Source organism: Mesorhizobium sp. M4B.F.Ca.ET.203.01.1.1 (assembly GCF_004791025.1).
Classification (GTDB): domain Bacteria; phylum Pseudomonadota; class Alphaproteobacteria; order Rhizobiales; family Rhizobiaceae; genus Mesorhizobium; species Mesorhizobium abyssinicae.
Map to the genome: position 1 here is coordinate 105,957 of NZ_SRUO01000016.1, position 23,928 is coordinate 129,884.

General features: G+C 65.3%; 19 protein-coding genes. 9 read left to right on the forward strand and 10 right to left on the reverse strand.

Annotated elements, in window-relative coordinates:
- Nucleotides 1-77: 77 nt before the first annotated feature.
- The 3 genes from EN846_RS26940 to EN846_RS26950 all read right to left on the reverse strand — a co-directional run bounded on the left by EN846_RS26940 (nt 78) and on the right by EN846_RS26950 (nt 4,568).
- Complete coding sequence (locus tag EN846_RS26940) at nt 78-1,076, reverse strand: GlxA family transcriptional regulator (protein ID WP_126056467.1); 999 nt, start codon at nt 1,074-1,076, stop codon at nt 78-80.
- Between the two features lie 16 nt (nt 1,077-1,092).
- Nucleotides 1,093-1,992, reverse strand: coding sequence for a bifunctional methylenetetrahydrofolate dehydrogenase/methenyltetrahydrofolate cyclohydrolase FolD (gene folD / locus EN846_RS26945; protein ID WP_128346721.1), 900 nt, complete (start codon nt 1,990-1,992; stop codon nt 1,093-1,095).
- Between the two features lie 209 nt (nt 1,993-2,201).
- Nucleotides 2,202-4,568, reverse strand: coding sequence for a GumC family protein (locus tag EN846_RS26950; protein ID WP_127311379.1), 2,367 nt, complete (start codon nt 4,566-4,568; stop codon nt 2,202-2,204).
- 203 nt (nt 4,569-4,771) lie between these two features.
- On the opposite strand from EN846_RS26950, the gene EN846_RS26955 reads away from it, so the two are divergent.
- Entirely contained in the window at nt 4,772-6,067 is a 1,296-nt protein-coding gene (locus EN846_RS26955) for a lipopolysaccharide biosynthesis protein (protein ID WP_127393559.1), read from the forward strand.
- Between the two features lie 12 nt (nt 6,068-6,079).
- Here EN846_RS26955 and EN846_RS26960 read toward each other — a convergent pair whose 3' ends face one another.
- The 3 genes from EN846_RS26960 to EN846_RS26970 are packed head-to-tail and all read right to left on the reverse strand — an operon-like array spanning nt 6,080 to nt 8,951.
- Complete coding sequence (locus EN846_RS26960; protein ID WP_127311380.1) at nt 6,080-7,003, reverse strand: DUF6492 family protein; 924 nt, start codon at nt 7,001-7,003, stop codon at nt 6,080-6,082.
- Nucleotides 7,000-7,782, reverse strand: a complete 783-nt coding sequence (locus tag EN846_RS26965; protein WP_128346720.1) for a WecB/TagA/CpsF family glycosyltransferase — start codon at nt 7,780-7,782, stop codon at nt 7,000-7,002. Before EN846_RS26965 ends, EN846_RS26960 begins: the two co-directional genes overlap by 4 nt.
- Nucleotides 7,779-8,951, reverse strand: a complete 1,173-nt coding sequence (locus EN846_RS26970; protein WP_127392856.1) for a glycosyltransferase family 4 protein — start codon at nt 8,949-8,951, stop codon at nt 7,779-7,781. Before EN846_RS26970 ends, EN846_RS26965 begins: the two co-directional genes overlap by 4 nt.
- A gap of 171 nt (nt 8,952-9,122) precedes the next feature.
- On the opposite strand from EN846_RS26970, the gene EN846_RS26975 reads away from it, so the two are divergent.
- From EN846_RS26975 to proC, 3 genes are all read left to right on the forward strand, one after another.
- Complete coding sequence (locus tag EN846_RS26975; protein ID WP_127392855.1) at nt 9,123-10,121, forward strand: glycosyltransferase; 999 nt, start codon at nt 9,123-9,125, stop codon at nt 10,119-10,121.
- Nucleotides 10,090-11,409, forward strand: a complete 1,320-nt coding sequence (locus tag EN846_RS26980; RefSeq protein ID WP_127392854.1) for an O-antigen ligase — start codon at nt 10,090-10,092, stop codon at nt 11,407-11,409. The genes EN846_RS26975 and EN846_RS26980 overlap by 32 nt, the downstream gene beginning before the upstream one ends.
- 72 nt (nt 11,410-11,481) lie before the next feature.
- Nucleotides 11,482-12,297: a pyrroline-5-carboxylate reductase gene (gene proC, locus EN846_RS26985; protein WP_127392853.1), complete on the forward strand. Its 816-nt coding sequence runs from the start codon at nt 11,482-11,484 to the stop codon at nt 12,295-12,297.
- Between the two features lie 2 nt (nt 12,298-12,299).
- Here proC and EN846_RS26990 read toward each other — a convergent pair whose 3' ends face one another.
- The 3 genes from EN846_RS26990 to EN846_RS27000 all read right to left on the reverse strand — a co-directional run bounded on the left by EN846_RS26990 (nt 12,300) and on the right by EN846_RS27000 (nt 14,364).
- Nucleotides 12,300-12,692, reverse strand: a complete 393-nt coding sequence (locus tag EN846_RS26990; protein ID WP_127392852.1) for a type II toxin-antitoxin system VapC family toxin — start codon at nt 12,690-12,692, stop codon at nt 12,300-12,302.
- On the reverse strand, nt 12,692-12,934 hold the full coding sequence (locus tag EN846_RS26995; protein WP_127392851.1) for a type II toxin-antitoxin system VapB family antitoxin: 243 nt from the start codon (nt 12,932-12,934) through the stop codon (nt 12,692-12,694). Before EN846_RS26995 ends, EN846_RS26990 begins: the two co-directional genes overlap by 1 nt.
- A gap of 116 nt (nt 12,935-13,050) precedes the next feature.
- On the reverse strand, nt 13,051-14,364 hold the full coding sequence (locus EN846_RS27000; RefSeq protein ID WP_127392850.1) for an NAD(P)H-dependent oxidoreductase: 1,314 nt from the start codon (nt 14,362-14,364) through the stop codon (nt 13,051-13,053).
- Nucleotides 14,365-14,923: 559 nt separating this feature from the next.
- Between EN846_RS27000 and EN846_RS27005 the strand changes: the two genes are divergently transcribed.
- The 4 genes from EN846_RS27005 to EN846_RS27020 are packed head-to-tail and all read left to right on the forward strand — an operon-like array spanning nt 14,924 to nt 20,475.
- The gene (locus EN846_RS27005) at nt 14,924-16,381 is read left to right on the forward strand and encodes a TolC family protein (RefSeq protein ID WP_128273918.1); all 1,458 of its coding nucleotides are present in this window, start codon (nt 14,924-14,926) and stop codon (nt 16,379-16,381) included.
- A 29-nt stretch (nt 16,382-16,410) separates the two neighbouring features.
- Complete coding sequence (locus EN846_RS27010) at nt 16,411-18,543, forward strand: type I secretion system permease/ATPase (protein WP_127391753.1); 2,133 nt, start codon at nt 16,411-16,413, stop codon at nt 18,541-18,543.
- A 14-nt stretch (nt 18,544-18,557) separates the two neighbouring features.
- Entirely contained in the window at nt 18,558-19,847 is a 1,290-nt protein-coding gene (locus EN846_RS27015; protein ID WP_127285477.1) for an HlyD family type I secretion periplasmic adaptor subunit, read from the forward strand.
- Nucleotides 19,837-20,475, forward strand: coding sequence for a ribbon-helix-helix domain-containing protein (locus tag EN846_RS27020; RefSeq protein WP_245478319.1), 639 nt, complete (start codon nt 19,837-19,839; stop codon nt 20,473-20,475). The genes EN846_RS27015 and EN846_RS27020 overlap by 11 nt, the downstream gene beginning before the upstream one ends.
- A 17-nt stretch (nt 20,476-20,492) precedes the next feature.
- Here the strand turns inward: EN846_RS27020 and EN846_RS27025 are convergent, their stop codons facing one another.
- The gene (locus tag EN846_RS27025) at nt 20,493-21,482 is read right to left on the reverse strand and encodes a transglutaminase-like cysteine peptidase (protein ID WP_127391752.1); all 990 of its coding nucleotides are present in this window, start codon (nt 21,480-21,482) and stop codon (nt 20,493-20,495) included.
- Between the two features lie 324 nt (nt 21,483-21,806).
- Here EN846_RS27025 and EN846_RS27030 point away from each other — a divergent pair.
- The coding region (locus tag EN846_RS27030; protein WP_210236126.1) for a VCBS domain-containing protein at nt 21,807-23,928 on the forward strand (2,122 nt) is incomplete at its 3' end.

Genomic DNA, 23,928 nt, shown 5'->3' on the forward strand with positions numbered 1-23,928 from the left:
AAGGTATTTGACCCGGCCTGTGGAGACAAGCCCGCACGCGGCCTTGCGCACAGGCACCACGGACGGCGGCTCATCGCTCAGTAGGTGGTGCGGCGCTCTTCCGACGGCGGGCGGCCGAACTGCAGCCGGTAGCTCTGCGCGAAATAGGAGTGCGAGGTGAAGCCGGTGGCGATCGCCACGTCGAGGATCGGCATGTTGGTCTGGCGCAGCAGTTCGCGCGCCCGCTCCAGCCTGAGCCGCATGTAGTAACGCCCCGGCGTAACGCTCAAATGGCGCAGGAACAGGCGCTCGACCTGGCGCACCGACAGGCCCGCCGACTTGGCGAGCTGGACCGCCGACAGCGGCTCGTCGAGGTGATCGGCCATCAGCTCGACAATGCGCCTGAGCTTCTCCGACTTGCCGGTGAGGTCGCGCTCCGGCCCGACGCGCTGGCGGTCGCCGGCCGAACGGATGCGCTCGTGCTGGAACTGGTTGGCGACGCCGTTGGCGAGGTTGGAGCCGAAATCGGTGCGCACGATCTCAAGCATCAGGTCGATCGAGGTGGTGCCGCCGGCGCAGGTGTAACGCTTGCGGTCGATCTCGAAGACATTGCCGGTGCAGTTGATGTCCGGGAAACGCTCCATGAAGCCGGCGCGGTTCTCCCAATGGATGGTGCAGCGATAGCCGTCGAGCTGGCCGGCCTCGGCGAGCAGATAGGAGCCGACCGAGAGCGCACCGAGCGCGTTGCCGCGCCTGCCCCAGCTGCGCAGCGCCGCCAGCACCTTGCTCTTGCCCGGGAATTCGATGGAGAGGCCGACCGACACGAACAGGATGTCGACCGGCGGCATATCGGCGACGGAATAATCGATCTTCAGCGGCAGGCCGTTGGAGGCCATGACGGCGTCGCCATCCGCCGAGATCGTCGTCCAGCCATAGACATCGCGGCCAAGCAAGCGGTTGGCCGAGCGAAAGCAGTCGATCGCCGCGGCCAGCGAGAACATCGAGAACTTGTCGACCAGCAGGAACCCGAACTGACGACCACCCTGAACGGAATCGTTCGCGACCGGCCGTTCGATGGGAATGGAATGGTTCGGCAAGTAGGCTGCTTCCCGGTCAGAAGGACGGCCGCTTCAACCCGGCCGCAAGGTAGGCGGAAGCTACAGTGTTCGCCATCAGCATGGCAATGGTCATCGGCCCGACGCCGCCGGGCACCGGGGTGATGGCGCCGGCCGCCTTGGCGGCTTCGGCATAGGCGACGTCGCCGACGAGGCGGCTCTTGCCCTCGCCCTTCTCGGGCGCCGGGATGCGGTTGATGCCGACGTCGATGACCGTGGCGCCGGGCTTGACCCAGTCGCCCTTGACCATTTCCGGACGGCCGACGGCGGCGACCAGGATGTCGGCGGTGCGGGCAAGCGCCGGCAGGTCCTTGGTGCGGCTGTGGGCGATGGTGACGGTGCAGTTGGCGGCAAGCAGGAGGTTGGCCATCGGCTTGCCGACGATGTTGGAGCGGCCGACGACGACGGCGTTGAGACCGGACAGGTCCTTGCCGCGCACGCGCTCGATCAGCAGCATCGAGCCGGCCGGGGTGCAGGGCACGAAGGCCGTCTCCAGCTCGCCGGTGCCGAGCTTGCCGACATTGATGAAGTGGAAGCCGTCGACATCCTTCTCCGGCGCGATGGTCTGGATGACCTTGCCGGAATCGATGTGGCCGGGCAGCGGCAGCTGCACCAGGATGCCGTGGATCGACGGGTCGGCGTTGAGGTCACCGATGATCTTGAGCAATTCGGCCTCCGAGGTCTCGGCCGGCAGCGTGTGCTGCAGCGAGTGGAAGCCGCATTCCTTGGCGGTGCGCGATTTCGAGGCGACATAGACCTGGCTCGCCGGATCCTCGCCGACGATCACCACGGCGAGGCCGGGCTTGGTCGCGCCCTTGCCCGCCAGTTCCGCGGTCAGTGCCTTGACCTTGCCAACCACGTCTTCGGCGACGCTCTTCCCGTCAATCACTTCGGCCATGAACCACCTTCAACTCATCCATCAAAGCACGTCGCATCCTTGGGATTCATGCGACCGCCTTGTCTCATTGTTTCACAGACCCGAAACCCGCGCGGTTCGGGCGACATGTCGAGCGGCATTTTCACGAAAATTCCGGCGGGCAATCCCGTCAAAACGCCGTCGCATGCCGTAAACTCGAAACCGGCCGCTTTTATCGGATGGGGCGGGATTTAGAAATAGCGGCGGTTCGAACGGCTTTCGGTGAGCTCGCGCACCGCTTCGCGGAATTCGCGCAGGCTTTCGCGGATCTCGTCGATCTGGCCTTGCTGCTCGTCGGTGTTCGGCGCCTGCGGCGCCAGTTGATCCCGAGGATTGGTCCCCTGCCCGCCAGACGAAGTTGCCGCCGGCGGATAGGCATGGCTGGCCGGCGGTGTCTGTTCGGGCCGTGCCGGCCGATAGCCGGGCTCATTGTCATAGGCCTGCGTGCGCGGAGAGGAATAGGTGGCCGGCCGCCGAGGCGGCTCGTCCTGCTGGAATTGACGCGGCTGATAGGCCGCGGGCCGTTCCGTGACCTTGCCGGGATCGACGTGCTTTTGCCTTTTGCCGGGCATCATCCCGCGCACTGCCGAAAGCAAGGCGCCAACCGGCCCCGAACGTTCAGCCCCGGTGGTCGCGGCGGGCGATGGTGGAGGCGGCAATGGAGCGCGCGGCTGCGACCGTGGCAGCGGAACAGGAGGTGGCGCCCGATAGACCTTGTCTTCGACCGCCGGCTTGTGGTCGTCGTTTGCGCGGCGACGCGAGCGCGAGGTCGCGGTTTCGCGCAGGCTCTCATAGGCGCCGCGCATGCCGCCGAGCCCGACACCCGCAGCAAAACCAAGCAGCAGGCCGGCAAGCGCCAGCATGGCGCGCGACGGCCCCTTGGCCTCCAGCGGTGCGAAGGCCTTGGAGATGACGTTGATGTTGGCGGTGTTGATGTCCTTCTGCTCACCGGTCTCCTTGGCGCGCAGCAGGAAAGCCTCGTAGACCGAGCGCTTGGCGGCGGCCTCGCGTTCCAGCTCGCGCAGCGAGACCAGGGCGTTGTTGACGTCGCCGCTCTGCACCTTGGCCTGCGCCAGGCGGGAGGCAAGATCCTGCTCCAGCTGGACCGAGCGCTTCAGGTCGACCTGCAGCGAAGAGGCGATGCGCTGCAATTCGCCGGCGATGCGGTCGCGCGCGCCGGCGAGCTGGGCGCTGAGCGCCTGCAGTTCGGGATGGCGCGGCCCGAGCCGTACCGCGGCGCGGTCGGCTTCCTGCTTCAGCGCCGCATATTGCGCGCGCAGCTCGCCCATGGTGTTGGAGTTGATCTCCTCCGGCAAGGTGCCGTTGAGGACCGAATTGACGCTGAGCGAACGCGCTGAAGCCGCCCGCGCGTTGAGTTCCAGCGTGCGGGCGCGGGCGACGGAAAGCTGCTCGTTGAGCTTCAGCATCTGGTCGTCGCTGATCAGATGGCCCTGCGCGTCGACGAGGTCGTGCGTGGCGCGGTAATCCTCGACCTTGCGCTCGGCAGCCTCGACGCCCTTGCGCAATTCGTCGAGCCGCGCGGTCAGCTCGTCGGTGGCGCGGCCGGCGGTGTCGGACTGGATCTGGCCGAAGGTCTGCAGGAAGACGTCGGTCATCGTGTTGGCGATGAGGGCCGACTTCTCGCCATTCTGGGTGGTGGCGCCGACCGAGATGACGAAGGTCTTGCCGCCACGCTCGACCGACAGGCTTTCCGCCAGATTGCCGACGGCGAGCGCACGGCGGCGGCCCTCGTCGGCGGCTCCGGCATCATGGCGCGACAGGATCGAACGGATCATCGACATCACGCCGAGACCGCCGGAGCCTTGCCCGTTGAACTCGGGATCGTTGGTGAGGTTGAGCTTGTCGACGACCTTGTTGAGGACCGTGCCGGAGGTAAGCACGCGGACCTGGTTCTCGACGATCGCCAGCGTCGCGTCGGACGCGACAACGTTCTGGGTGAGATCGCGATCGGTGAGCTTGAGGTCGCGGGGATCGACGATGAGCTCGGCGGTGGCCTCGTATTTCTTCGGCGTCGACAGAGCGATGGCGACGCCGAGCGCCGCGCCGAGGATCGTCGTCGAAAGGATCAGCGCCTTCGAGCGGGCAATGCCGCGCACGACCTGCATCGGGTCGATCAGCGGCTTCCACTGCTGGTCGTCGGCATCCTCGAGTGCGGGCCGGCGCGCGTTCGAAGCCTGTCGCGGATCGAGCGCGGCCTGAGGCGCGCGACCATGCGAAAGTTCCTCCGGCTCCTCGCGCGCATGCGTCTGTGCGTAACTAGTTCGCGCGGTCCAGTCATCCCCGATGCGCGGCTCGTGAGATATCGGTTGGTGGTCGGCCTGAAGGCCGCCCGGCTCCGTGTCGGCGGACGGTGCCGAGCGGGTCTCGCGCTGCGCGCGTGCAAGCCGGTGGCGCTCCGCCGCATCCTCGCGCCACGACTGGTTCGCGCGGTCGCCGATCGCCACCAGCGAGGCGTCGTCCTCGCCGCGCATGGCCTCACCGAGCGCCAGCAGCGAGCGCTCGCGCCTCCAATCCTCACGGTTGTCCCTGTCGACCATTGTCTTGGAGCTTTACTCTTCGGCGGCTTGGGAGAGGCGGTCGGCCAATCGTTAAGTCACGCTAAACAGGCATAGAAAACAAAAGGTTAATTTTCGGTCCCGGAGAGGAGAGTTTTCGCGCTTTGATTGCATGGTTTTCGAGCGCAATCGAAGCCGCTCCAGAACGGCACGTTAAGCTTTCCGGCCTATGGTCCGGCGCACCTATGACCCAAGCCAGCGACATAGAGCAGAGGCGGAGCCTCGCCCGGATCGGCGCCTTCGTGGCCGCGCGCCGGAAGCTGGTTTTCGACTATTTCTCGGCGATCAGCGGCGCGGGCGGGCGGCTGGTGTTCTCGCTCGCCTATTTCATCGCGCTCGCGAACACGCTGTCGATCGCCGAATTCGGCATGTTCGCCACCGCTTCGGCGGCGGGCGTCATGCTGTCGCGCATCCTCGCCTTCGGCTTTATCTCGGCGCTCTACCGCACCGCCACGATCCGCCCCAATCTGATCGGCGCCTTCACCGCCGGCTTCCTGCTGCTCGGCGCCGTCTCGCTGCCGGTGCTGGCGGCGGCATCCTACGTCGTCTACCTGATCTTCTTCGCCGGCGCCGTGCCGCTGCCGGTGTTCGCCGCCGTCGTCTTCGCCGAGGCGCTGCTGTGGCGGCCGGTCGAGGTGGCGCTGATCGTCAACAACGGGCTCGGCAAGTTCGGCCGGGCCGCCGTGCTGGCGATCCTGGCGACGGCGCTAAGGGCGCTCGGCGCGGTGCTGTTCATGCTGGCGGCGCAGCACAGCGTCGGTGTCTGGTCCTGGTATTATATCGGCGCCAACGCGGCTTCGCTCGTCATCGCCTTCGGCTTCTTCTATCCGCGACAGCGGCTGCGGCTGCGCATCGAGCTTTATCTCAGGCGGCTCGCCGATTCCGTCTATGTCGCCGGTGCCGAGGTGCTGTTCTACCTGCAGATGGAGTTCGACAAGCTGCTGGTGCTGTCGATCGGCGGCGCTCATCTCGCCGGCATCTACGCCATCATCATGCGCCTCGTCGACCTGACGGCGATCCCGATCCGCACCTTCTCGATGATGCTGGTGCAGCGGATGATGCGGGCACCGGAGCTCTTGTCGCGGCTGGCCGTCAAGAGCGGCATCGAGGGCGGCGTGTTCCTGGTCTCGACGCTGGCGCTCGCCGCGCTCGGCATCGTGCTGCATTTCTTCCCCAACGCGCTGGGCAGGAATGTCGCGGAGGCGGCGCCGCTGGTGGCGCTGGCCATTTGCGTGCCCGGCCTGCGCAATCTGGCGGAATACCAGGCCGAGTTGCTGTTCGCGCGCGGCCAGACCGCCGTCCGGGCGCTCAATCTCGGCCTGCTTGCCGGGCTGAAGGCGGTGCTCCTGATCTATGTGCTGACGACGATCGCCGACACGTCCAATCTGGTGCTGTCGCTCAACGTCGTCTTCCTGCTGCTCTATCTCGCCTCGGCGTTTCTCACTTACTCGGCGATGCGCAGGCCGGCCAAGGCCATCTAATTCCTGCCTAGGCTAGTCGAGATCGATCAGACGGCGGATGCGGCCGATGTCGGTGCCGATGAAGGACTGCATGCCGATCGCCACCTGTTCGGGTGCCATGGCGGCGACGAAACGGCGGAAGTCATCGTCCGACAGCGCCTCGCCGGTCCAGTGGACATGGCAGAATTCTTCCGAACCGTGGAAATGGCCGGCGCCCTCCAGCACCTCGTCGACATAGCGGCCGTAGATCATGCATTCGGAGAACCGGCGCGCCGAGCCGAGAACCGCGACCCAGTCGCGGCCATGCAGCTTCTCGATCCGGTCGCACATCGCCGTCACGGTTTCGCGGCGCCAGGCGATCAGCGTCGAGATGTAGTCGTGGGCAGAGACTTTCGAGGCGTCGATGCCGAGCGTCGCGCCGGCATTGCGCGACCAGATGCGATGTTCGTCATGGCCATCGTTCGCCAGGACGCCGTCGCGCCGGAACAGCCGCACCTTGCCGTCGCGCCAGAAGGCGTTCGCGTCGAACGGCCGGAGGAAGGCGACGTCGGAATCGCAGAAGATCAGTACGTCCTCCGCCGCGTGCGCGGCGATGGCGATGCGGCGGAGCTGCTGCACATGCCAGCCGCGCAGCGGCTGGGTCTTCAGGCTGAGCCAGACGCGGCGGCGAAACAGGCTGAGCGGGTCGTCGAGGACATGCAGCCAGCGCGGCAGCAGATCGCGCTCGTCGACGACGATGCGGCGGGCGTTCTCCAATTGGCGAAACAACGCCACGTCGCGATGCTCGACCAGTATGTAGTGGCGCGCGACACCGGAAAGCTGCCGGTCCATCGTCTCGCACAGCAGCCGGCAGCGTTCGAAATCCGGCGCGTAGCTCGCGGTCACCACCGCGGCCGTCGGCGCCTGCGGAAGCCGCTGGACTTCGGTCGCTGCGCCCGGGACGAAGCGGCTGTTCAAGGACGCCCTCCGGCGCCCGAGAGTTTCTGCCTGGCGACCCGCCACAGGAACAGCGGATTGCCGACGACGTAGCGGCGCCAGAGACGACCTGGCTCGATCAGCAGCCGGAACAGCCATTCGAGCCTGAGGCGGCGCATCCACAGCGGCGCGCGCGGCACCGTGCCGCTCAGGAAATCGAGCAGCGCGCCGACGGCGATCGGCAGCGTGCAGTGGCGGGCGTCGATGTGGCGCGCGATCCACAATTCCTGGCGCGGCACGCCCATGGCGACGAGCAGCACGTCCGGCCGCAAGGCAGCGATCCTGTCGACGATCGTCGGCTCCTCGGCGGCGGAGAAATAGCCGTCATGGATGACCACGAACCTGTGCTGCACGGCGAGCGCGGCAAGCTTGACCGATGCCGCCTCGGCGTTGACGCGGGTAGCGCCGAGCAGGCCGACGGTCAGCGGCCGCGACGAGGCCTGCAGGAAGGCAGGCACGAAGTCGGTGCCGTTGAGGTTGTCCGGAAACGGCGCGCCGTAGAGCAACTTGGCCGCCATGTCGACGCCGATGCCGTCAGGCAGGATGAGGAAATCGTCCAGCGCCTCGGCGAAGACCGGATCGGTGCAGGCGATGTTGGCATTGTGAGCGTTGAGGAAACTGACTTTGGTGAAGCGCCGCTCGGCGACCAGCCGCGTCAGCAGCGCGATCGCGTCGTCCCAGCGGATGGCGAGCACGGGAATGCCGAGGATGGTCTTCAACGTGTCGGACCCGAACGCCTTGCGGGTGGCGTGCATGTTCATGCGAACGCCTCCTGCCGGACCGAACCGAGCTTCTCCAGGCCGAGCCTGATCGCGGCATCGAGCGCCTTGACCTGCCGGCGATGGAAGGCGCTGCCATCGACATCCCTGCCCTTCGCGGCGGCGGCCTCGAGCGCGGCGGCAAAGGCGATCGGATCGTCGGTGACGACGCAATTGTCCGGGCGATGGCCGATGCCGCGCAGCGAGCGGCTGGTGGCGACGGACGGCAGGCCGAGCTCGAAAGTCTCGATGGTCTTGAGCTGCACGCCGCTGCCGGCGGTGCTGATCAGCGGAATGACGGCGGCGGCGCGCACGAAGTCCTGCGCGTCGGGCACGCGGCCGACGAATTCGACGCCGGGATGGGTGGACGTGATGCCCGAGGGCATGCCGCCGGCGATCCTGATGCGGAAATCGGGCCTCAGATGCGGTACGACCTTTTGCAGGAACCAGTCGAGCCCGATGCGGTTCGGCTGCCAGGTCCAGGTGCCGATCAGGGCAGCGTCACAGTCGATGCGCCGCGAACCGGCCGGCGCCGGCGCAAGGGTGCGGGTCACCAGCGGCAGCACGGCCGAGCGATCGGCGGAGGCGACGCCCAATGCCGCACGGTCTTCCTCGGCCAGGGTGAAGACGAAGCGCGCCTGGCGGCAGAGCCGCTCTTCCATGACCCTAAGCAGCCTCGCCTCGCGGCGAAACAGGAGCCGCTGGAGCAGGCTTCGCGCACTGGCGGCGTTCTCCTCGGCCGAGCGGTGCTCGACATTGTGGGCGACGAATATCGACGGCCGGTCGCCGAAGAGCGTCTCGAAGGCGCCGGCGAACTGCACCGAGTTCAGCACATAGCCGTCGACCGGGCCGGCGCGCCCGATCGCGGCACGGACCTCGGCATCGGAAACGACACGCAGCTTGGCCGAGGCGAAGGTGAGGCCGGAGACCATCGCCTTGGCCACCCAGGCGAGCTTCTGCAGCGGCGCTGCGCTTTCGGTACGCACGTCGACGGCGCCGAGCACGATGGTGTTGTCGGGATCGGCCGCGGGCTTTCCCGGCCAATTGAAGCCAACCACGGTGACGCGCACGCCGGCGCGCCGCAACGCGTCGATGATCGCGGCGTTGGCAATCTCATAGCCCGAAGCGAGAGCGCCGTCGGGCACGATCGATGTGGCGAACAGCAGATGCATCTCACCTATCCAGTGCAACCCAGATAGCAAAGCGGGGTGAACCCTTGATTAAGTGAACCCGATCGTCACCGGGAGTCTCGGTTTCGCGGACCCCGCCGTGAAAGGTGATTAACGAAACGTTATCATCGCGATGCTATCGAGGGCCAAAATCACCCCTTGCGGCTGGAGCGCATGATCCCCTTGCCATCGGACGGTTCTGTATCGATCGCGGGACGCTCGCCTGGGCTTGCCGCCGAGACGATCGAGGCGGTCGTCACGCTGCCGACGTTCAAGCGGCCGGAACAGGTGCTGGCGACGCTGGCGTCGCTGAAGGCGCAGCGGACCGCGAGACGCTTCGCCGTCATCGTGATGGAGAACGAGGCCGAGGCGCGCGACGGCGCCAAAGCCGTGATCCCGTCCTTCGAGCGCGGCGAGATGTCAGGTCTTGTCATCGTCGCGCATGAGCGCGGCAATTGCAGCGCCTACAATGCCGGATGGCAAACGGCGATCCTGCATTTTCCCAACTTTCGGCACCTGCTGGTCATCGACGACGACGAAATCGCCGACCCCGACTGGCTGGAGCGCATGTGCAGGGCAGCTGAAACGCTCGGCGCCGACATCGTCGGCGGCCCGCAGGTGCCGGTGTTCGCTGAGCCGGCGCATGCCAGATGGGCGGAGCACCCGGTGTTCGCGCCGCCCCACCGGGAGACGGGACGGGTCGCCGCGCTCTATTCGTCCGGCAACCTGCTGGTCGGGCGCCATGTGCTGACCGCCATGGGCCCGCCCTTCCTCGACCTCCGCTTCAACTTCATGGGCGGCGGCGATTCCGATTTCCTCAGCCGTGCGGCCGCCAAGGGTTTCGTGCTCGGCTGGTGCGCCGAGGCCAAAGTGCACGAGACGGTGCCCGCCCGGCGCGTCGAGGCAGACTGGATCCGCGCCCGCAGCCTGCGCAACGGCGTCATCTCGACGCTGGTCGAGAAGAAGAAGCGCGCCGGCACTCCGCTTGCCGGCGCAAAAGTGTTCGCCAAGAGCCTGGCGCTGCTTGCCGCCTCGCCGCTGCGCGGCGCCGTCAGGCTGGCGCGGACGGGATCGTTGGCGACGGCGCTCTACCCCGTCCATGTCGCGCTTGGCCGTGTGATGGCCGAATTCGGATATGCCAATGAGCAATACCGACAGCCTGAGAAGAACTGAGCGGGCGCCGCTCAGCGCGGCATTCACCCGCGCGGGCGTGGCGACCGCGATCGCTGCGCTGTTGTTCACCGTCATCCTGGTGTCGTTCCGGCCCTTCCAGCCGGCCGGCGCCGAGTTGACGGGCCAGGGCGGCGACATCGTCAATCAGCTGGGTTTCAGCTCGCTCGGCGCGATCTCGATCTTCGCGCTGATGGCCTTCGCCGACCCGCGCGTGGCGCGCTCGCTCTTCAGCCCGTCCTGGATGCTGATGCTCGGCTGCTTCATGCTGTCGGTGGTGCTGGCGACCGACCCGCCGACGGCGATGCGCGCCGCCTCGTTCACACTGATCGGCATCCTGACCATGGCGACGATCCTGGCGCTGCCGCGCGACGCCGATAGTTTCTCGAAGGTCGTCATCTTCACCGCCGTCGTCGTGATCGGCCTCTCCTATGTCGGGCTGATCGCCTTTCCGCATGAGGCGATGCACACGGCCGACTCGCAGGAACCCGAACATGCCGGTCTCTGGCGCGGCGTCTTCACCCACAAGAACATCGCCGGGCCGATCATGGCCTGCTTCAGCTTCGCCGGCCTCTATCTCTACCGGCGCGGCGACAAGCTCTGGGGCGCCGGCATCTTCGCCGCCGCCATGATCTTCATGCTGCACACCGGCTCCAAGACGACGGTCGGGCTGGTGCCGTTCTCCATCCTGATCGTGGTGCTGCCGAGCCTGATCGGCATGCGGCTCGGCACGCCGGTCCTGTTCGCGCTGGCGATCATCGCCACGGCGGTCGGCACGCTGGGCATCGTCTTCATCCCGCCGGTGAAGCACCTGGCGGCTGTCTATTTTCCCGACCTTACCTATACCGGGCGCACGACGCTGTGGGAGTTCGCCGGCGACATGCTGGCGAAGAAGCCATGGACCGGCTACGGCTATGAAAGCTTCTGGGGAACGCCGCTGCTGCTCAACCAGGATCAGCCCTTCGATCGGCCCTGGGACATCAGGACCATCGTGCACGGCCATGACGGCTATCTCGACATCGCGGTGCTGATGGGAATCCCGGCGCTCTGCGTGGCGGTCTACACCTTCCTGATCGCGCCGCTGCGCGACTACATGCGCATCCCGCTGCGCAAGGAGAACATCTATCTCGGCGACTTCTTCATGATGGTGCTGCTGTTCGCGGCGCTGAACGGCTTCCTAGAAAGCTTCTTCTTCCGCCGCGCCGACCCCGTCTGGCTGTTCTTCGTGCTCAGTGTGCTCGGGCTGAGGCAGGTGTCGCTGCGGCCGCTGGCAGCGCGCCGCCCTTCCTGACCTGGCTTCGACGGGGCTTTCCCGGCACGCCGCAAGCGTCTATGGGAAGGCCGTTCCTGCGGAGGCTTCCAAATGACGATCAGGCTTGTTCTCGCCGGCTGCGGCAATATGGGTTTCGCCATGCTCTCGGGCTGGCTGAAATCCGGCAAGCTTGCACCGCAATCCGTGTTCGTGGTCGAGCCCAATGACGCGTTGCGCAAGCGGGCCGAGGCGCTGGGCTGCGGCGTCGCCGCCGATGCCGCCGGAATTCCAGCCGATGCGGTGCCTTCCCTCGCCGTCATCGCGGTAAAGCCGCAAGTGATCCGCGAAGTGACCGCTGCCTACACGCGTTTCGCCGATGGCCGCACCACCTTCCTCAGCGTTGCCGCCGGCACGTCCGTCGCCACGTTCACGAGCATATTGGGCGACAGCGCGCCTATCGTGCGCTGCATGCCGAACACGCCGGCCGCCATCGGCAAGGGCATGATGGTGGTGTTCTCCAACCCGCTTGTGTCGGACGACACGAAGCGTTTCGTCGCCGACCTGTTGTCGGCCAGCGGCGAAGTGGCCGAGATCGATGACGAGGGCCTGATGGACGCGGTGACGGCGGTGTCCGGATCCGGCCCGGCCTACATCTTCCATTTCATCGAGGCGCTGACGGCTGCGGCCGAGAAGGCCGGCTTGCCGGCCAGGACCGCCGGCCTGCTCGCCATGCAGACGGTCTATGGCGCCGCCTCGCTCGCCGCAGAAAGCCACGAGGATCCCGGCGTGCTGCGCCAGCAGGTGACCAGCCCGAACGGCACGACGGCCGCAGCGCTCGCCGTGCTGATGGGCGAGGAACGGCTGACCAAGCTTTTGACCGAAGCGGTGGAAGCGGCGCGGCTGAGGTCGATAGAGCTCGGGAAATGAAACTAAGCGAGATCGGTTCGCGAGAAATCGTTGCCCCTGTAGAGCAGCGGCAGGCCGTGACTTTTCGCGCAGGCATAGGAGAGGCAGTCGGCAAGGTTAAGCTGGGCTGGATGCCCACGCCCCTTGCCATAGTCTGAAAAGGCCTTGACCGCGAGTCTGCCTTCGCCGGCGCCGATCGGTACAATCTCGATATTGGCCTCGTGCAGGAACGCCCCGATCACCGTCTCGGCAACCAGCGGCTCGACCGAAAGCTTGGTAGACAGACGCATAGCTGCTTCGAGCACCACAAGTGCTGAGGTCATCCTGCTCGGCGCTTGCTCGATCCGGTTACTCCATTCGTCGGCGTCCTGTTCTCCCGATAGAATAGCGACAACCACCGAGGTGTCGACGAACATCAGGAATGTCCCCACATCTCGTCGATCTCGTCCTTACTCATAACCCGGCCGCCCTGGCCTGCCTTGGCCCGGAAGTCCTCGGCGATGACGGCGAGCCGTTTGGCGAGTGGGATGCGCTGACGTTCACGCTGCAATTCGGATTCGAGAGCTTCGATAACCGCCTCAGTCATCGAAATCTTGCGCTTCTCGGCAAGCCGTCTTGCCAATTCGCGTGCGCGCGGATCCCTGATCTGGAGATTCATCTGCCGGTTCCAAAGCGTCCTTGTCACTACAGTATAGTCACTTTGTCATGGCAAGGCCAGCACGTAACGTCACGCGCCTGAGGCAGCATGGTGAGAGTCCCGATATTTGGAGGATCTCAAGCCCCGTACAGCATCTCGTCCTGCTTGCGGCGCAGAGCGTACAGTCTGGTCGTCTCATCGGGCGCGGCATTGTCCGCCGTCAGCAATTCGCCCTTCCGGACCGGCTTCAGCACCTTGCCGCCCTCGAGCAGGCCGACCGGCACGGCGCGGCTGGCGCGGGCTTCGGTGACCGTCATCGTCCAGGAGCGGTAGCAGGTCTCGCCGATGGCGTCGAAGGTCTCGCCCGCTGTCAGATCGCGCTTTGCCACCGCGCAGACCTCGGCCACCGGTTTCGGCAGCGGCACCATGTCGGGCCGGCCGTGGAGCACGATGCGGGCGGCGGTCAGCGGCACTTCCAGCGAGGTCAGGTGATAGGGTCGGAAGAAGCTGTAATAGGGGCCGTGGCCGACATGCAGGTCGTCCATGCGCTCGATGACGCGCGGATGCGTCGCCTCGACGATGACGAAGACGCCGGGCGCCACGCCCTTGCCGATCGTGTAGTCGACAACGCCCTTCTTCGACAGGATGCCGCCATTCTCCTTCGGGATCAGCACTTTGGCGAGTTCGTCGCGGTCGGCCTTGGGACCATGCATGCCCGGAACATCCGGCACCAGACCGGTGGCGTTGGCGATGGCGCACATCTCGACCATGGTTTTTGAGCCGTCGACGAACTCGACCAGCATGCGCGGGTTCATGTTGCGGCGCAGCGCCTCCTCGCGGTAGTCGTCGGGCACCGCGTCATGGTTGAGCGGATTATTCTTGCCCTTGCCGGCCGAGACGATGGTGTAGCCGAGCGCCGAGGCGAACTCGATCAGCTCCATGCAGCTCGACGGCTCGTCGCCGGCGCCGACCGAATAGACGACGCCGAGCCGGTCGGCCTGCTGTTTCAGATAGCAGCCAATGGTGACGTCGGCCTCGACATTCATCATCACCAGATGCTTGCCGTGCTCCATCGCCATCAGGTCGAAATCGGCGGCGACGCCGGGTTTCCCCGTTGCGTCGATGACGACGTCGATCAGTGGATTGGTGACCAGCATCTCATTCGAGGTGATGGCGATCTTGCCGCCCTCGATCGCCTTGCTGACCTTCGATGCGGTGTCGGCCTCGGCCGCCATCGCCTCGTCGCCATAGGCGATGCGGATCGCCTCGCGGGCGGTGTGCGGGCGCCGCGTCGAGATGGCGGCGACCGAAATGCCGGGCATCAGCATGCCTTGCGTCACCAGATCGGTGCCCATCTCGCCGGAGCCGATGACGCCGATACGCACCGGACGGCCCTCGGCGGCCCGTCTGGCGAGATCGCGGGCAAGCCCGGTCAGGGCGACATTGGTCATGCGGAAACGTCCATGCTTTTTGATTTGAAGCGGCAATAACAGGCAACCGCCCTTCATTGCCAATGAAACCGGCAAAACGGCGACAATTTCGCTGGGATTTAGCGCAATTCCAGGAAAGCGCGCCGCGGTTCTCCGTCCGCATGGCGCGTTCTTACGCCAGCACATGGCATCATGATGACCGACCCAGGCAAGTCTTCGCGCCGTGCCCCGAAAGCGCACCGCCCTGCCAAAGCCGAAACATCGATCGGCGCCGGTCGCGATTCTACGTGGACGCGGTTTTGTACTTTGCTTGTGGGGCGGGTACTTGTGCTCCTTTCAAGGCAACTGGCGTTCCTTTCGCGCCAAATGTCGAGCAGCGGCCCCTACTTTCTGTGCCATTTTTGCTACAACCGCCGTGTGTAATGACGGGAATCCCCGCTTTCGGCGGCCCCTATTTCATTAAGTGCTCACATCCTCGAAAAATCTGGTAGATACTCGTCCCAAGCTCCGGTGGCAGGCTTGGGCAAAAAGCGCCTTACAAAAAAAACAAGGGCGCTGGGATAAAAGTCACGGGGTTAAAATGAACAGGACGGGTAAGGTCACCGTTGGCTGGCGTATTGCGCTTGCCATCACAGTTTCGATGCTGGCTTGTGGGACTGCCAGCGCGCTCACACTCAAGGAAGCCATTGCAGTCGCGGTCGAATCCAATCCGGAGATCGGCCAGGCCATCCAGAACCGCGAAGCAATCGAATTCGAGTTGCGGCAGGCGAAGGGTCTCTACCTTCCCAGTGTCGATGCCGAAGCATCGGCCGGTGTCCGCCGTCTCGACAATCCGGACCGGCGCGCCCTTTCCATCGAGGATGACGCGCTCTATCCGGCCGAAACCGATCTGACGATCTCGCAGACGCTCTATGACAGCGGCGGACGGCGAGCCGAATTGAACCGCCAGGCCTCGCGCGTCGACGGCGCCTCGTTCCGAGTTCTGGAGCGGTCCGAATTCATCGGCCTCTCAGTGGTCCAGGACTACCTCGAATACATGCTGCAGGGTTCGATCGTTGCCGAGGCGAAAAAGAACCTCGGCTTCCATCAGGCCATTCTCGGCGACATCCAGCAAGGCATCGCCGGCGGCGCGCTGAACGAGGCCGACCGGCAGCAGGCCGAGGAGCGGCTGTTCGCCGCCAAGGCGCGCATGCAGGAGGCCACGGAGGAACTGGAGGCGGCCAAGATCCGGTTCTTCAAGACCGTCGGCAAGCCGCTGACCAATGCTTCGCGGCCGGGCGATGTCTCCGCCGCGCTGCCGCGGTCGCTCGACGAGGCGATCGGGCTGGCGCGCGAGAACAATCCGCGCGTTCACATGGCCAACAGCGATATCGACGCCGCCGCCTCGCTGGTGGATGCCGCACGGGCGAAATTCGGACCGTCGATCATCGCCGAGGGCCGCGCCCGCGCCGGTTCCGATATTGACGGCAGCGATGGCGACACCACCGACCTGCAGGCGCGGGTGGTGCTGCGCTGGAACCTCTATCGCGGCGGCATCGACAAGGCCAACGAGCAGGAGCAGATCCGCCGCACCAGCGAGCAGCGCCTTGCCCTGCATCAGGTCCTGCGCGAGATCGAGGAAGCGGTCCGCACCTCTTGGGACCGCCGCTTCCGGCAAGCCGATCTGGCGAAGACGCTGAAGCAGCAGGCCGCCGCCAACGAAAGGCTGGTCGGGTCCTATCGCGAGCAGTTCAAGGTCGGCCAAAGATCGCTGCTCGACGTGCTCGATGCGCAGAACACGCGCTTCAACACGGCGACGCTGGCGGACACCGCGTCCTATGCCTCGCTTTTCGCCCAGTACCGGCTGCTGGCGGCGACAGGTGAGCTGCTGAAGACGATGAACATCCAGCCGGCGAAGCAGTCGACGGCCTATGCCCGAACCGAGTTCGGCGTGCCGGAAACCGCCGATACCGAAACCTATGCGCGGACCCCGTCGGAGCAGAAGAACGATCTGCCGTTCGACATCCTCGCGCCGGTGAGGAAGAAGCAGCCGATGTAACATCGATCGCTGGTCCTTCGGGGCGGATCGTGAATCAGCAGCCCAATATCCTGTCGCCCAAGGAGGCTTTCAAGGCCTGCTTCTCGGCGATTGCGGCGTATCTCGGCAGGCCGAGCGCGGAAACCGTGCTGTTTGCCGGGGTTCCGATCGCGGAGTCGCGCATCGAGGTCGGCGATATCAGGCACCTTGCCGAACGCATCGGCCTGGAGGTCAGCGAGTTCAACCATCGCGACTTCATGCGTGGACGCATCGACCTGCCGGCTATCGTGTTTCGCGTCAGCCAGTTGCCGGTCGCGCTGCTGGCGGAAATCGACAGCGGCGACTATCTCACCGCGCCGCAGGAAAACGGACGCACCACGATCAGCAAGTCCGAGCTGGCCGAAAGCTACATCAGCGGCGGCGCGTCGTTCTCGATCACCTATGCCAACACCACCGAGGCGATGAAGGTCGGCTCGGCGGCGAAGATCGAAAGGCGGCACTGGCTTACCGGAACCATGGGCGCGTTCTGGCGCACCTATTCGAAAGTCGTGCTGTCGGCGATCTTCATCAACGTGCTGGCCATCGCCTCGCCGATCTTCACCATGAACGTCTACGACAGGATCCTGCCGAACAAGGCGGTCGCGACGCTCTGGGTGCTGGCGCTCGGCATCGCCGCCGTCATCCTGTTCGACCTGCTTTTGAAGACGGCGCGCGCCTCGCTGATCGACTATGCCGGGCGCAAGGCGGACCTGAGGATATCCTATCTTTTGTTCGAGAAGGTGCTGAACTCCTCGCTGTCGGCACGTCCCGGTTCAACCGGCGAATACGCAAACCGCGTCACCCAGTATGAATTCGTGCGCGAGTTCTTCACCTCCAACACCATCAGCGTCTTCATCGACACCGTCTTCGTCTTCGTCTTCCTGCTGGTCATCTACGCCATCGGCGGCTGGCTGGTGATCATCCCGGCGCTGGCCTTCGTGATCTCCGTCATCGTCGGCCTGGTGACGCAGCGCCGGATCGGCAAGCGCGTCGCCGCCTCGATGAACGAGGCCGCGCAGCGCCAGGCGCTGCTGGTCGAGTCCATTTCGACGCTGGAGACGATCAAGTCGCTGCGCGCCGAGGCCTATCTGCTGCGCAAATGGGGCGAGCATTCGAAGAACGCCGCCAACACCTCGGAGAAGATCAAGCAGCTTTCGGCCGCCGCCGGCAACATCACCGGCTCCATCCAGCAGCTGGTGACCGTCGCCCTGGTCGTGGCCGGCGCCTATGCCTTCTCCGAGGGCTATGTCTCGACGGGCGCGATCATCGGCACGGTCATGCTGGCGAGCCGGGCGGTGGCGCCGCTCGGCCAGATCGCCATCACGCTCTCCCGATTCCGCCAGGCCATGCTGTCGCTCCGGATCATCAACTCGATCATGGCGCAGCCGGAGGACCGGCCGGATACGGTGGGCTTCGTCAACCGCCCGATCCGCAGCGGCGCGATGATGTTCAAGAATGTCGGCTTCGTCTATCCCGGCTCCGATACCGAGGTTCTGAGCGGGCTGAACATCTCGATCAAGCCGGGCGAGCGGGTCGGCATCATCGGCCGCATCGGTTCGGGCAAGACGACGATGGGACGCCTGATCGGCCGGCTTTTCCTGCCGACCTCGGGAGAGCTGCTCGTCGACGGCATCGACATTCGCCAATACCACCCCTCGGAGGTGCGCGCCGCGGTCGGGATCGTCGCCCAGGCCGGCGACCTGTTTTCGGGCACCATCAAGGAAAACCTTCTGATGGCGGCGCCGGAGGCGAGCGACGAGGAGATCATCGAGGCCGCCAAGGCCGCCGGCGTCGACGAATTCGTTTCCCGTCATCCGCGTGGCTACGACATGAATGTCGGCGAGCGCGGCACCAATCTGTCGGGCGGCCAGAGGCAAGCGGTGGCGATCGCGCGCCTGCTGCTGACCAAGCCGAAGATCGTCTTTCTCGACGAACCGTCGGGGTCGATGGACCTTGCCTCGGAACGGCAGCTGATCAAGCAGCTCAAAGTGGCTTTCGAGCGGAATACGACACTGATCGTGTCGACCCACCGCTTCAGCATGCTGGAGCTCGCCGACCGCCTCATTGTCATCGACCAGGGCAAGATCGTCGCCGACGGGTCGAAGGAACAAGTCATCCAGGCGCTGCAGAAGTCGAGCGCCTGATTGGGACTGGGTAGATGCTTGCAAGAGAAGATCGTCCGCCGTTTTTCGCGTCGGCATCGATATACATCATAGCGGCGCTGTTCGTCGCTTTCGTCGGCTGGGCCTCGTTCGCCGAAGTCGACGAGATCGCGCGCGGCGACGGCAAGGTCATACCCGCCTCCAAGACCCAGATCATCCAGGCCAGCGAGGCCGGCGTGGTCCAGGAGATCGCCGTCAAGATTGGCCAGGTCGTCAAGAAGAACGACCTCATCATTCGCCTCGACAATACGATGAACACCTCCAGCCTTGGCGAACAGCAGGCCAAGGCGCGCGCGCTGCAGGCACGCATCGCCAGGCTCAAATACGAGCAGGGCGGCAACATTTCGGGTCCCTTCCCGTGCCCGGCCGATATCCAGTCGGTCGCCCCGGAAATCTGCGACAATGAGCAGAAGCTGCTCGTCGCCCGGCGCGGCAATTTCGACAACAAGCTGTCGGTGCTCAAGTCCCGCCTCGAACAGCGCGAGAAGGAACTGGACGAGGCGACCGCCAATTTCGACCGCCTGTCGAAAAACCTGGTCGTCAGCGACCAGGAGGCGAAGCTGGTCGAATCCATGGTCAAGAAGGGCCTGATGGCCAAGACCGAGCAGCTCCGCGTCGAGCGCGAGCAGACCGAGCTCAACGGCCAGCTCAATCTCGCCGGCGAGACCATCAAGAAGGCCAAGGCGGCGATCACCGAAGCGCAGCTGCAGGTAGACGAGCTCGGCCTGCAGCTTCAGCAGGAAGCTCTGGACGACCTCACCCAGGCACTGGCCGATCTTTCAGTCGTCGAAGAAACCATTCGCGGCGCCACCGACAAGGTGGCGCGCACCGATATCCGCTCGCCGGTGGACGGCATCGTCAACACGCTGGACCTGAACACCGTCGGCGCCTTCGTCCAGCCGGGCGCGGTGGTGGCCGGCATCGTGCCGACCTCGGAAACCCTGCTGGTCGAAGCCCGGGTCTCGCCGCGCGACGTCGCCTTCATCCGGCCCGACCAGGAAGCGCTGATCAAGGTCACGGCCTACGACTTCTCGATCTTCGGCGGCATAGAGGGAAAGGTCTCGAACATCACCGCCGACAGCCTGGTCGATCAGAAGACCGGCGAACCCTACTACCAGGTGCGGGTCGCGACGGAGAAGTCGACGCTGCAAAGGGACGGCAAGGCCTATTCGATCATCCCCGGCATGATCTGCTCGGTCGACATCAAGACCGGGCGCAAGACGATCCTGACCTATCTCTTGAAGCCGATCAACAAGGCGCGCGAGGAGGCTATGAGTGAGCGATAGCATCATACCTGCCGTCCCCCACCAGGGCGAGCGGCTGCTCCTGCCGCTGACGGCCGAGGATTTCGGGCCGGAATTCCGCGTCGTGGCGCGCGGCGGCGTGCGCCGCGGCATCCGCCTCGAGCGCGCCTTCTGGGTGACGCTGAAGCAAATGGCCGAAAGCCGCAAATGCACCATCGGCATGCTGGTCGACGAGATCGCCCATGCCGAACAAGGGAACCTGACATCGGCGATCAGGGTTGCCTGCATGCGCGGAATGGCTGACGAAAACCTGAGCCTGCGCAAGCTCGCCTCGATCAGGACGATCACCGCCATACTGGTCGCCTGCCCGTCGCCGGCCTTCGCGCTGTCCTCGTCGAAGAAGATCCTGACCTTCAACGCGCCGTTCCAGCAACTGGTCAAGCGCCAGCTGCCGACGGCGCCGAACGACGATGCGCGGCATGACCTGAAGCTGGCACTCGACCTCAACGTGGCCGATATCTTCGCCAGGCTCGAGGCGAATGGCGAGACGCCGGTCAACACCGGCTTCGTCATCGGCGTCGGCGAGCGGCGCTACCGGGGCCAGCTCAACGTGGTGCGCGCGCCGGTGGCGGAGCCGGAATTGCTGATGGCTTTCGTCTTCAACGGCTGACCGCCCGAGCAGACTGCTCAGCGCGGGCCCATGCGGGTCGGGGCTGAGTCCCTGGATACCATCGCCGGCTCCAGGCCCTCGCCGGGGGCAACGGTGGCAAAGCCGCCCTTGATGTCGGCCATCTCGGCGCCGCCGGTCCTTGAGCCATGGATCCAGGCCCGGTCCATGCTGAAGGAATAGAGCGGGACATAATCGGGCAGGTCGCTGTCGCGCCTGACGGCGTTGCCCAGACTGTCGAGGATGAAGGCGCCGCTGGCAGTGCTCACCGATAGCACGGCGTGGAAGAATTTCCGCTTGCGGTCCTGGAGGACGACCAGCGACATGCTCTGCGCCGGAATGCCCGCCTCGAGCAGCGCCGTCATCTTGAGAATGGCAAAATCCTCGCAATCGCCGGCCCGGCGCTCGAGGATTTCCGAGGGCTTCGCCCAATAGTCCATCTTGCCGTAGACGACACTGTCCTTGCGGTAGGCGATCAGGCGGTTGATGCTGGTGTTGACGAAGGCCAGCCTGTCGCTGAACCCCTTTGCCTTGGCGGCATCGACGATCGCGGCAAAGGCGGCGTTCTTGCGCTCGCAGCCGGTGTCGGCCGCACAGCCGACGATCGCCTTGTAGACGGGCGCCCAGCGCGCCGCGACCGGAAAGTTGCGCATCGACAGGGCGACCGAGCCGAACACACCCGGAATGATCGCGGCCGTCTGTATCGGGTCGATGCCGGCATCGGCTTGCGCCGCCGACGAGGCCGCCGAGCGGTCGACCTCGGCGAAGCTGTAGGCGGCGGAGATCATTTCGATCCGGTATGACGCGGCGGGCTGCCAGGGCTGGTATCTGGCCAGCGAAACACCGCCCAGGCTGAGCGGCGCCCGGAGCCCTTCGAGCGGCGCGGCGGGCGAGGCCGAATCACCCGGCATGGCGCTCGCCGATGCCGGCAGCGGCAGGCTGGAGAGCCCCATTGCCAGCAGGAGAATCTTGAGCCCGGCGTTCCCCAGGACGATCTTTTGTGTTTTCATGACGCCCACCTTTGACTGTGGACGCTATCAATCCCGTCTCAAATTATTGGAAATGAAGGTGGATAAATTTAGCGAAATCTGTTTTAGCTACTTTATCTAAAATTTTATTCTTATTTATACTTATATTTATGAAACCCCGCCGCCCGTCGCCGACCAAGCTGGCTCCAGAAGACGGCATGCATATCAGGTTATACCTCGAAGGTTTACCATGCGTAAAAAATACAAAAGTCCGTATATTCGCGTATATGAAGCAGATTGAGAGACGGTTGCAAAGACAAGGTCGTCCCTGTCTCTTTCCGGGAAATACCGGAGGGGTTTCAAGCCATGACGACCAATATCGATTTGGACAACGTTTCAGGTTCCTTTGACGCACATGGAGCATCCAGCGAACATGCCGGACTGACACCGGCGCAGGAGATCCAGGTCGCGCAGGCAGCCTCGACGGGGCAGGCCGCGCCGGCGGATCCGGTGCCGGTCGACGTCGGCAGCGGCGCACCGGTGCAGCCCGAAGCGCCGGCGGCCAAGCCGCCCGCAGCAGGCGCGGCAGCGGCAAACGCACCGGCGGGCGCGGCGCATGACTATGTGGCCGATGCCGGCAACGTCGTCAGGCTTCCGGCCAATGTCTCGATCGACAACATCAAGGTCGATGGCCACAACCTCGTGCTCGTGCAGCCCGACGGGTCGCAGATCGTCATCAAGGACGGCGCCCTCAACGTGCCGACCTTCATCCTCGGCGATGTCGAGGTGCCGCGCGTCGCCCTGATCGCGGCGCTGGAAGCAAGCCATGTCGACGTCGCCTTCGGCGCCGACGGCTCGATGTCGGCCGGATCCGGGAATGGTTCGCCGAACAGCGCGGGCGGAAACTTCTCCGTTCCCCCCGGCGGCATCGGCGACGGCTTCGGCCTGTCGGCTCTGCTGCCGCCGACGGCCCTGCAGTTCGGCCAGCTCGAGCGGCGCGAACTCTTCCCCAATGTCGTGGACAGAGGCGTTTCGGTGGTGGCGGTGTCGCTGCTCACCCCCGACGAGGCAGCCAGCGAAACCGGCATTAACGGCGGTCCGTCGCAGTCGCCCGGCAGCGACGCGCCGAGCAACGCCGAAACGTCGAGCATCGGCACGATCACCGTCGACGCGCCTGACGGAATCGGGTCGATCGTCATCAACGGCGTCACGGTCAGCGGCGTCGGGCAGCAGATCCAGGGTCAGTTCGGCTACATCACGATCGTGTCCTTCAACCCGGTCACCGGTGCCATCGAATACAATTACACGGTGACCGAGTCGGTCACCCATCCCGATCACACAAACGCATACGATCCCAACGATACGGTTCCGGACAATTTCAGCATCACCGTCACGGATGTCGACGGCGATACGGCCAGCACCACCTTTGCCGTCGCGATCATCGACGACGTGCCGACGGCGGTCGCCGACACCGACAGCATCGCGGCCGGCCAGTTCGGTCCGGCGACCGGCAATGTGCTCACCGGCGGAACCGACGCCGCAGACACCAACACGACGGACGGCGTTGCCGACGTCCAGGGCGCCGATGGCGCGACGGTGGTGGGCGTCGCCAAGGGCACGACCAATGCCGATCTGGACAACACGGGCACGCTCAATACGCCGATCCAGGGTGAGTACGGCAAGCTGACGCTGCACGCCGACGGCTCCTACACCTATGTGCGCGACGCCGGCACGCCCGGCGGCGTCAACGACGTCTTCACCTACACGATCAAGGACGGCGACGGCGACACCTCGCACACCACGCTGACGATCTCGATCGGCAACTCGACGCCGGAGATCTCCAATCTGACGCCGGAGGCCAATGGCGGCGACGTGATCGTGAATGAAGCGGCGCTGAACGTCGGCACGCCGGGCGGTCCCGGATCCGATCCGGCAAGCGCGGCTGAGACGGGCGCGGGCACCTTCAATATCAATTCGCCCGACGGCATCGCCTCGCTGGCGATCGACGGCCACGCCTTCATCACCAACGGCACCTTCACCGGCGGCTCGTTCACGACCGCGCTCGGCAACACGCTGACGGTGACCGGCTACAACGCCGGCACCGGCGTGGTCAGCTATACCTACACGCTCAACGACAACGAGGCGCATGCCACCGGGCAGAGCACCAACAGCCTGTTCGAGAACTTCACGGTCACGCTGACCGACATGGACGGCCAGAGCACCAATGGCACGCTCTCCGCCAACATCGTCGACGACGTGCCATCGGCGAGTCCAGATACCAACAGCGTCTCGGAAGGCGCGCAGGTCTCGGGCAATGTGCTGAGCGACGGAACACCTGACGTGCTCGGCGCCGATGGCGCGGCGCCCGGCGGCGCGGTGACCGGCGTGGCCACCGGCTCGAACGTCTCCAACCCGGTGAGCGGCAATCTCGGCGGCGCCGGGATCGCGGGCCAGTACGGCACGCTGGTGCTCAACGCCAACGGCACCT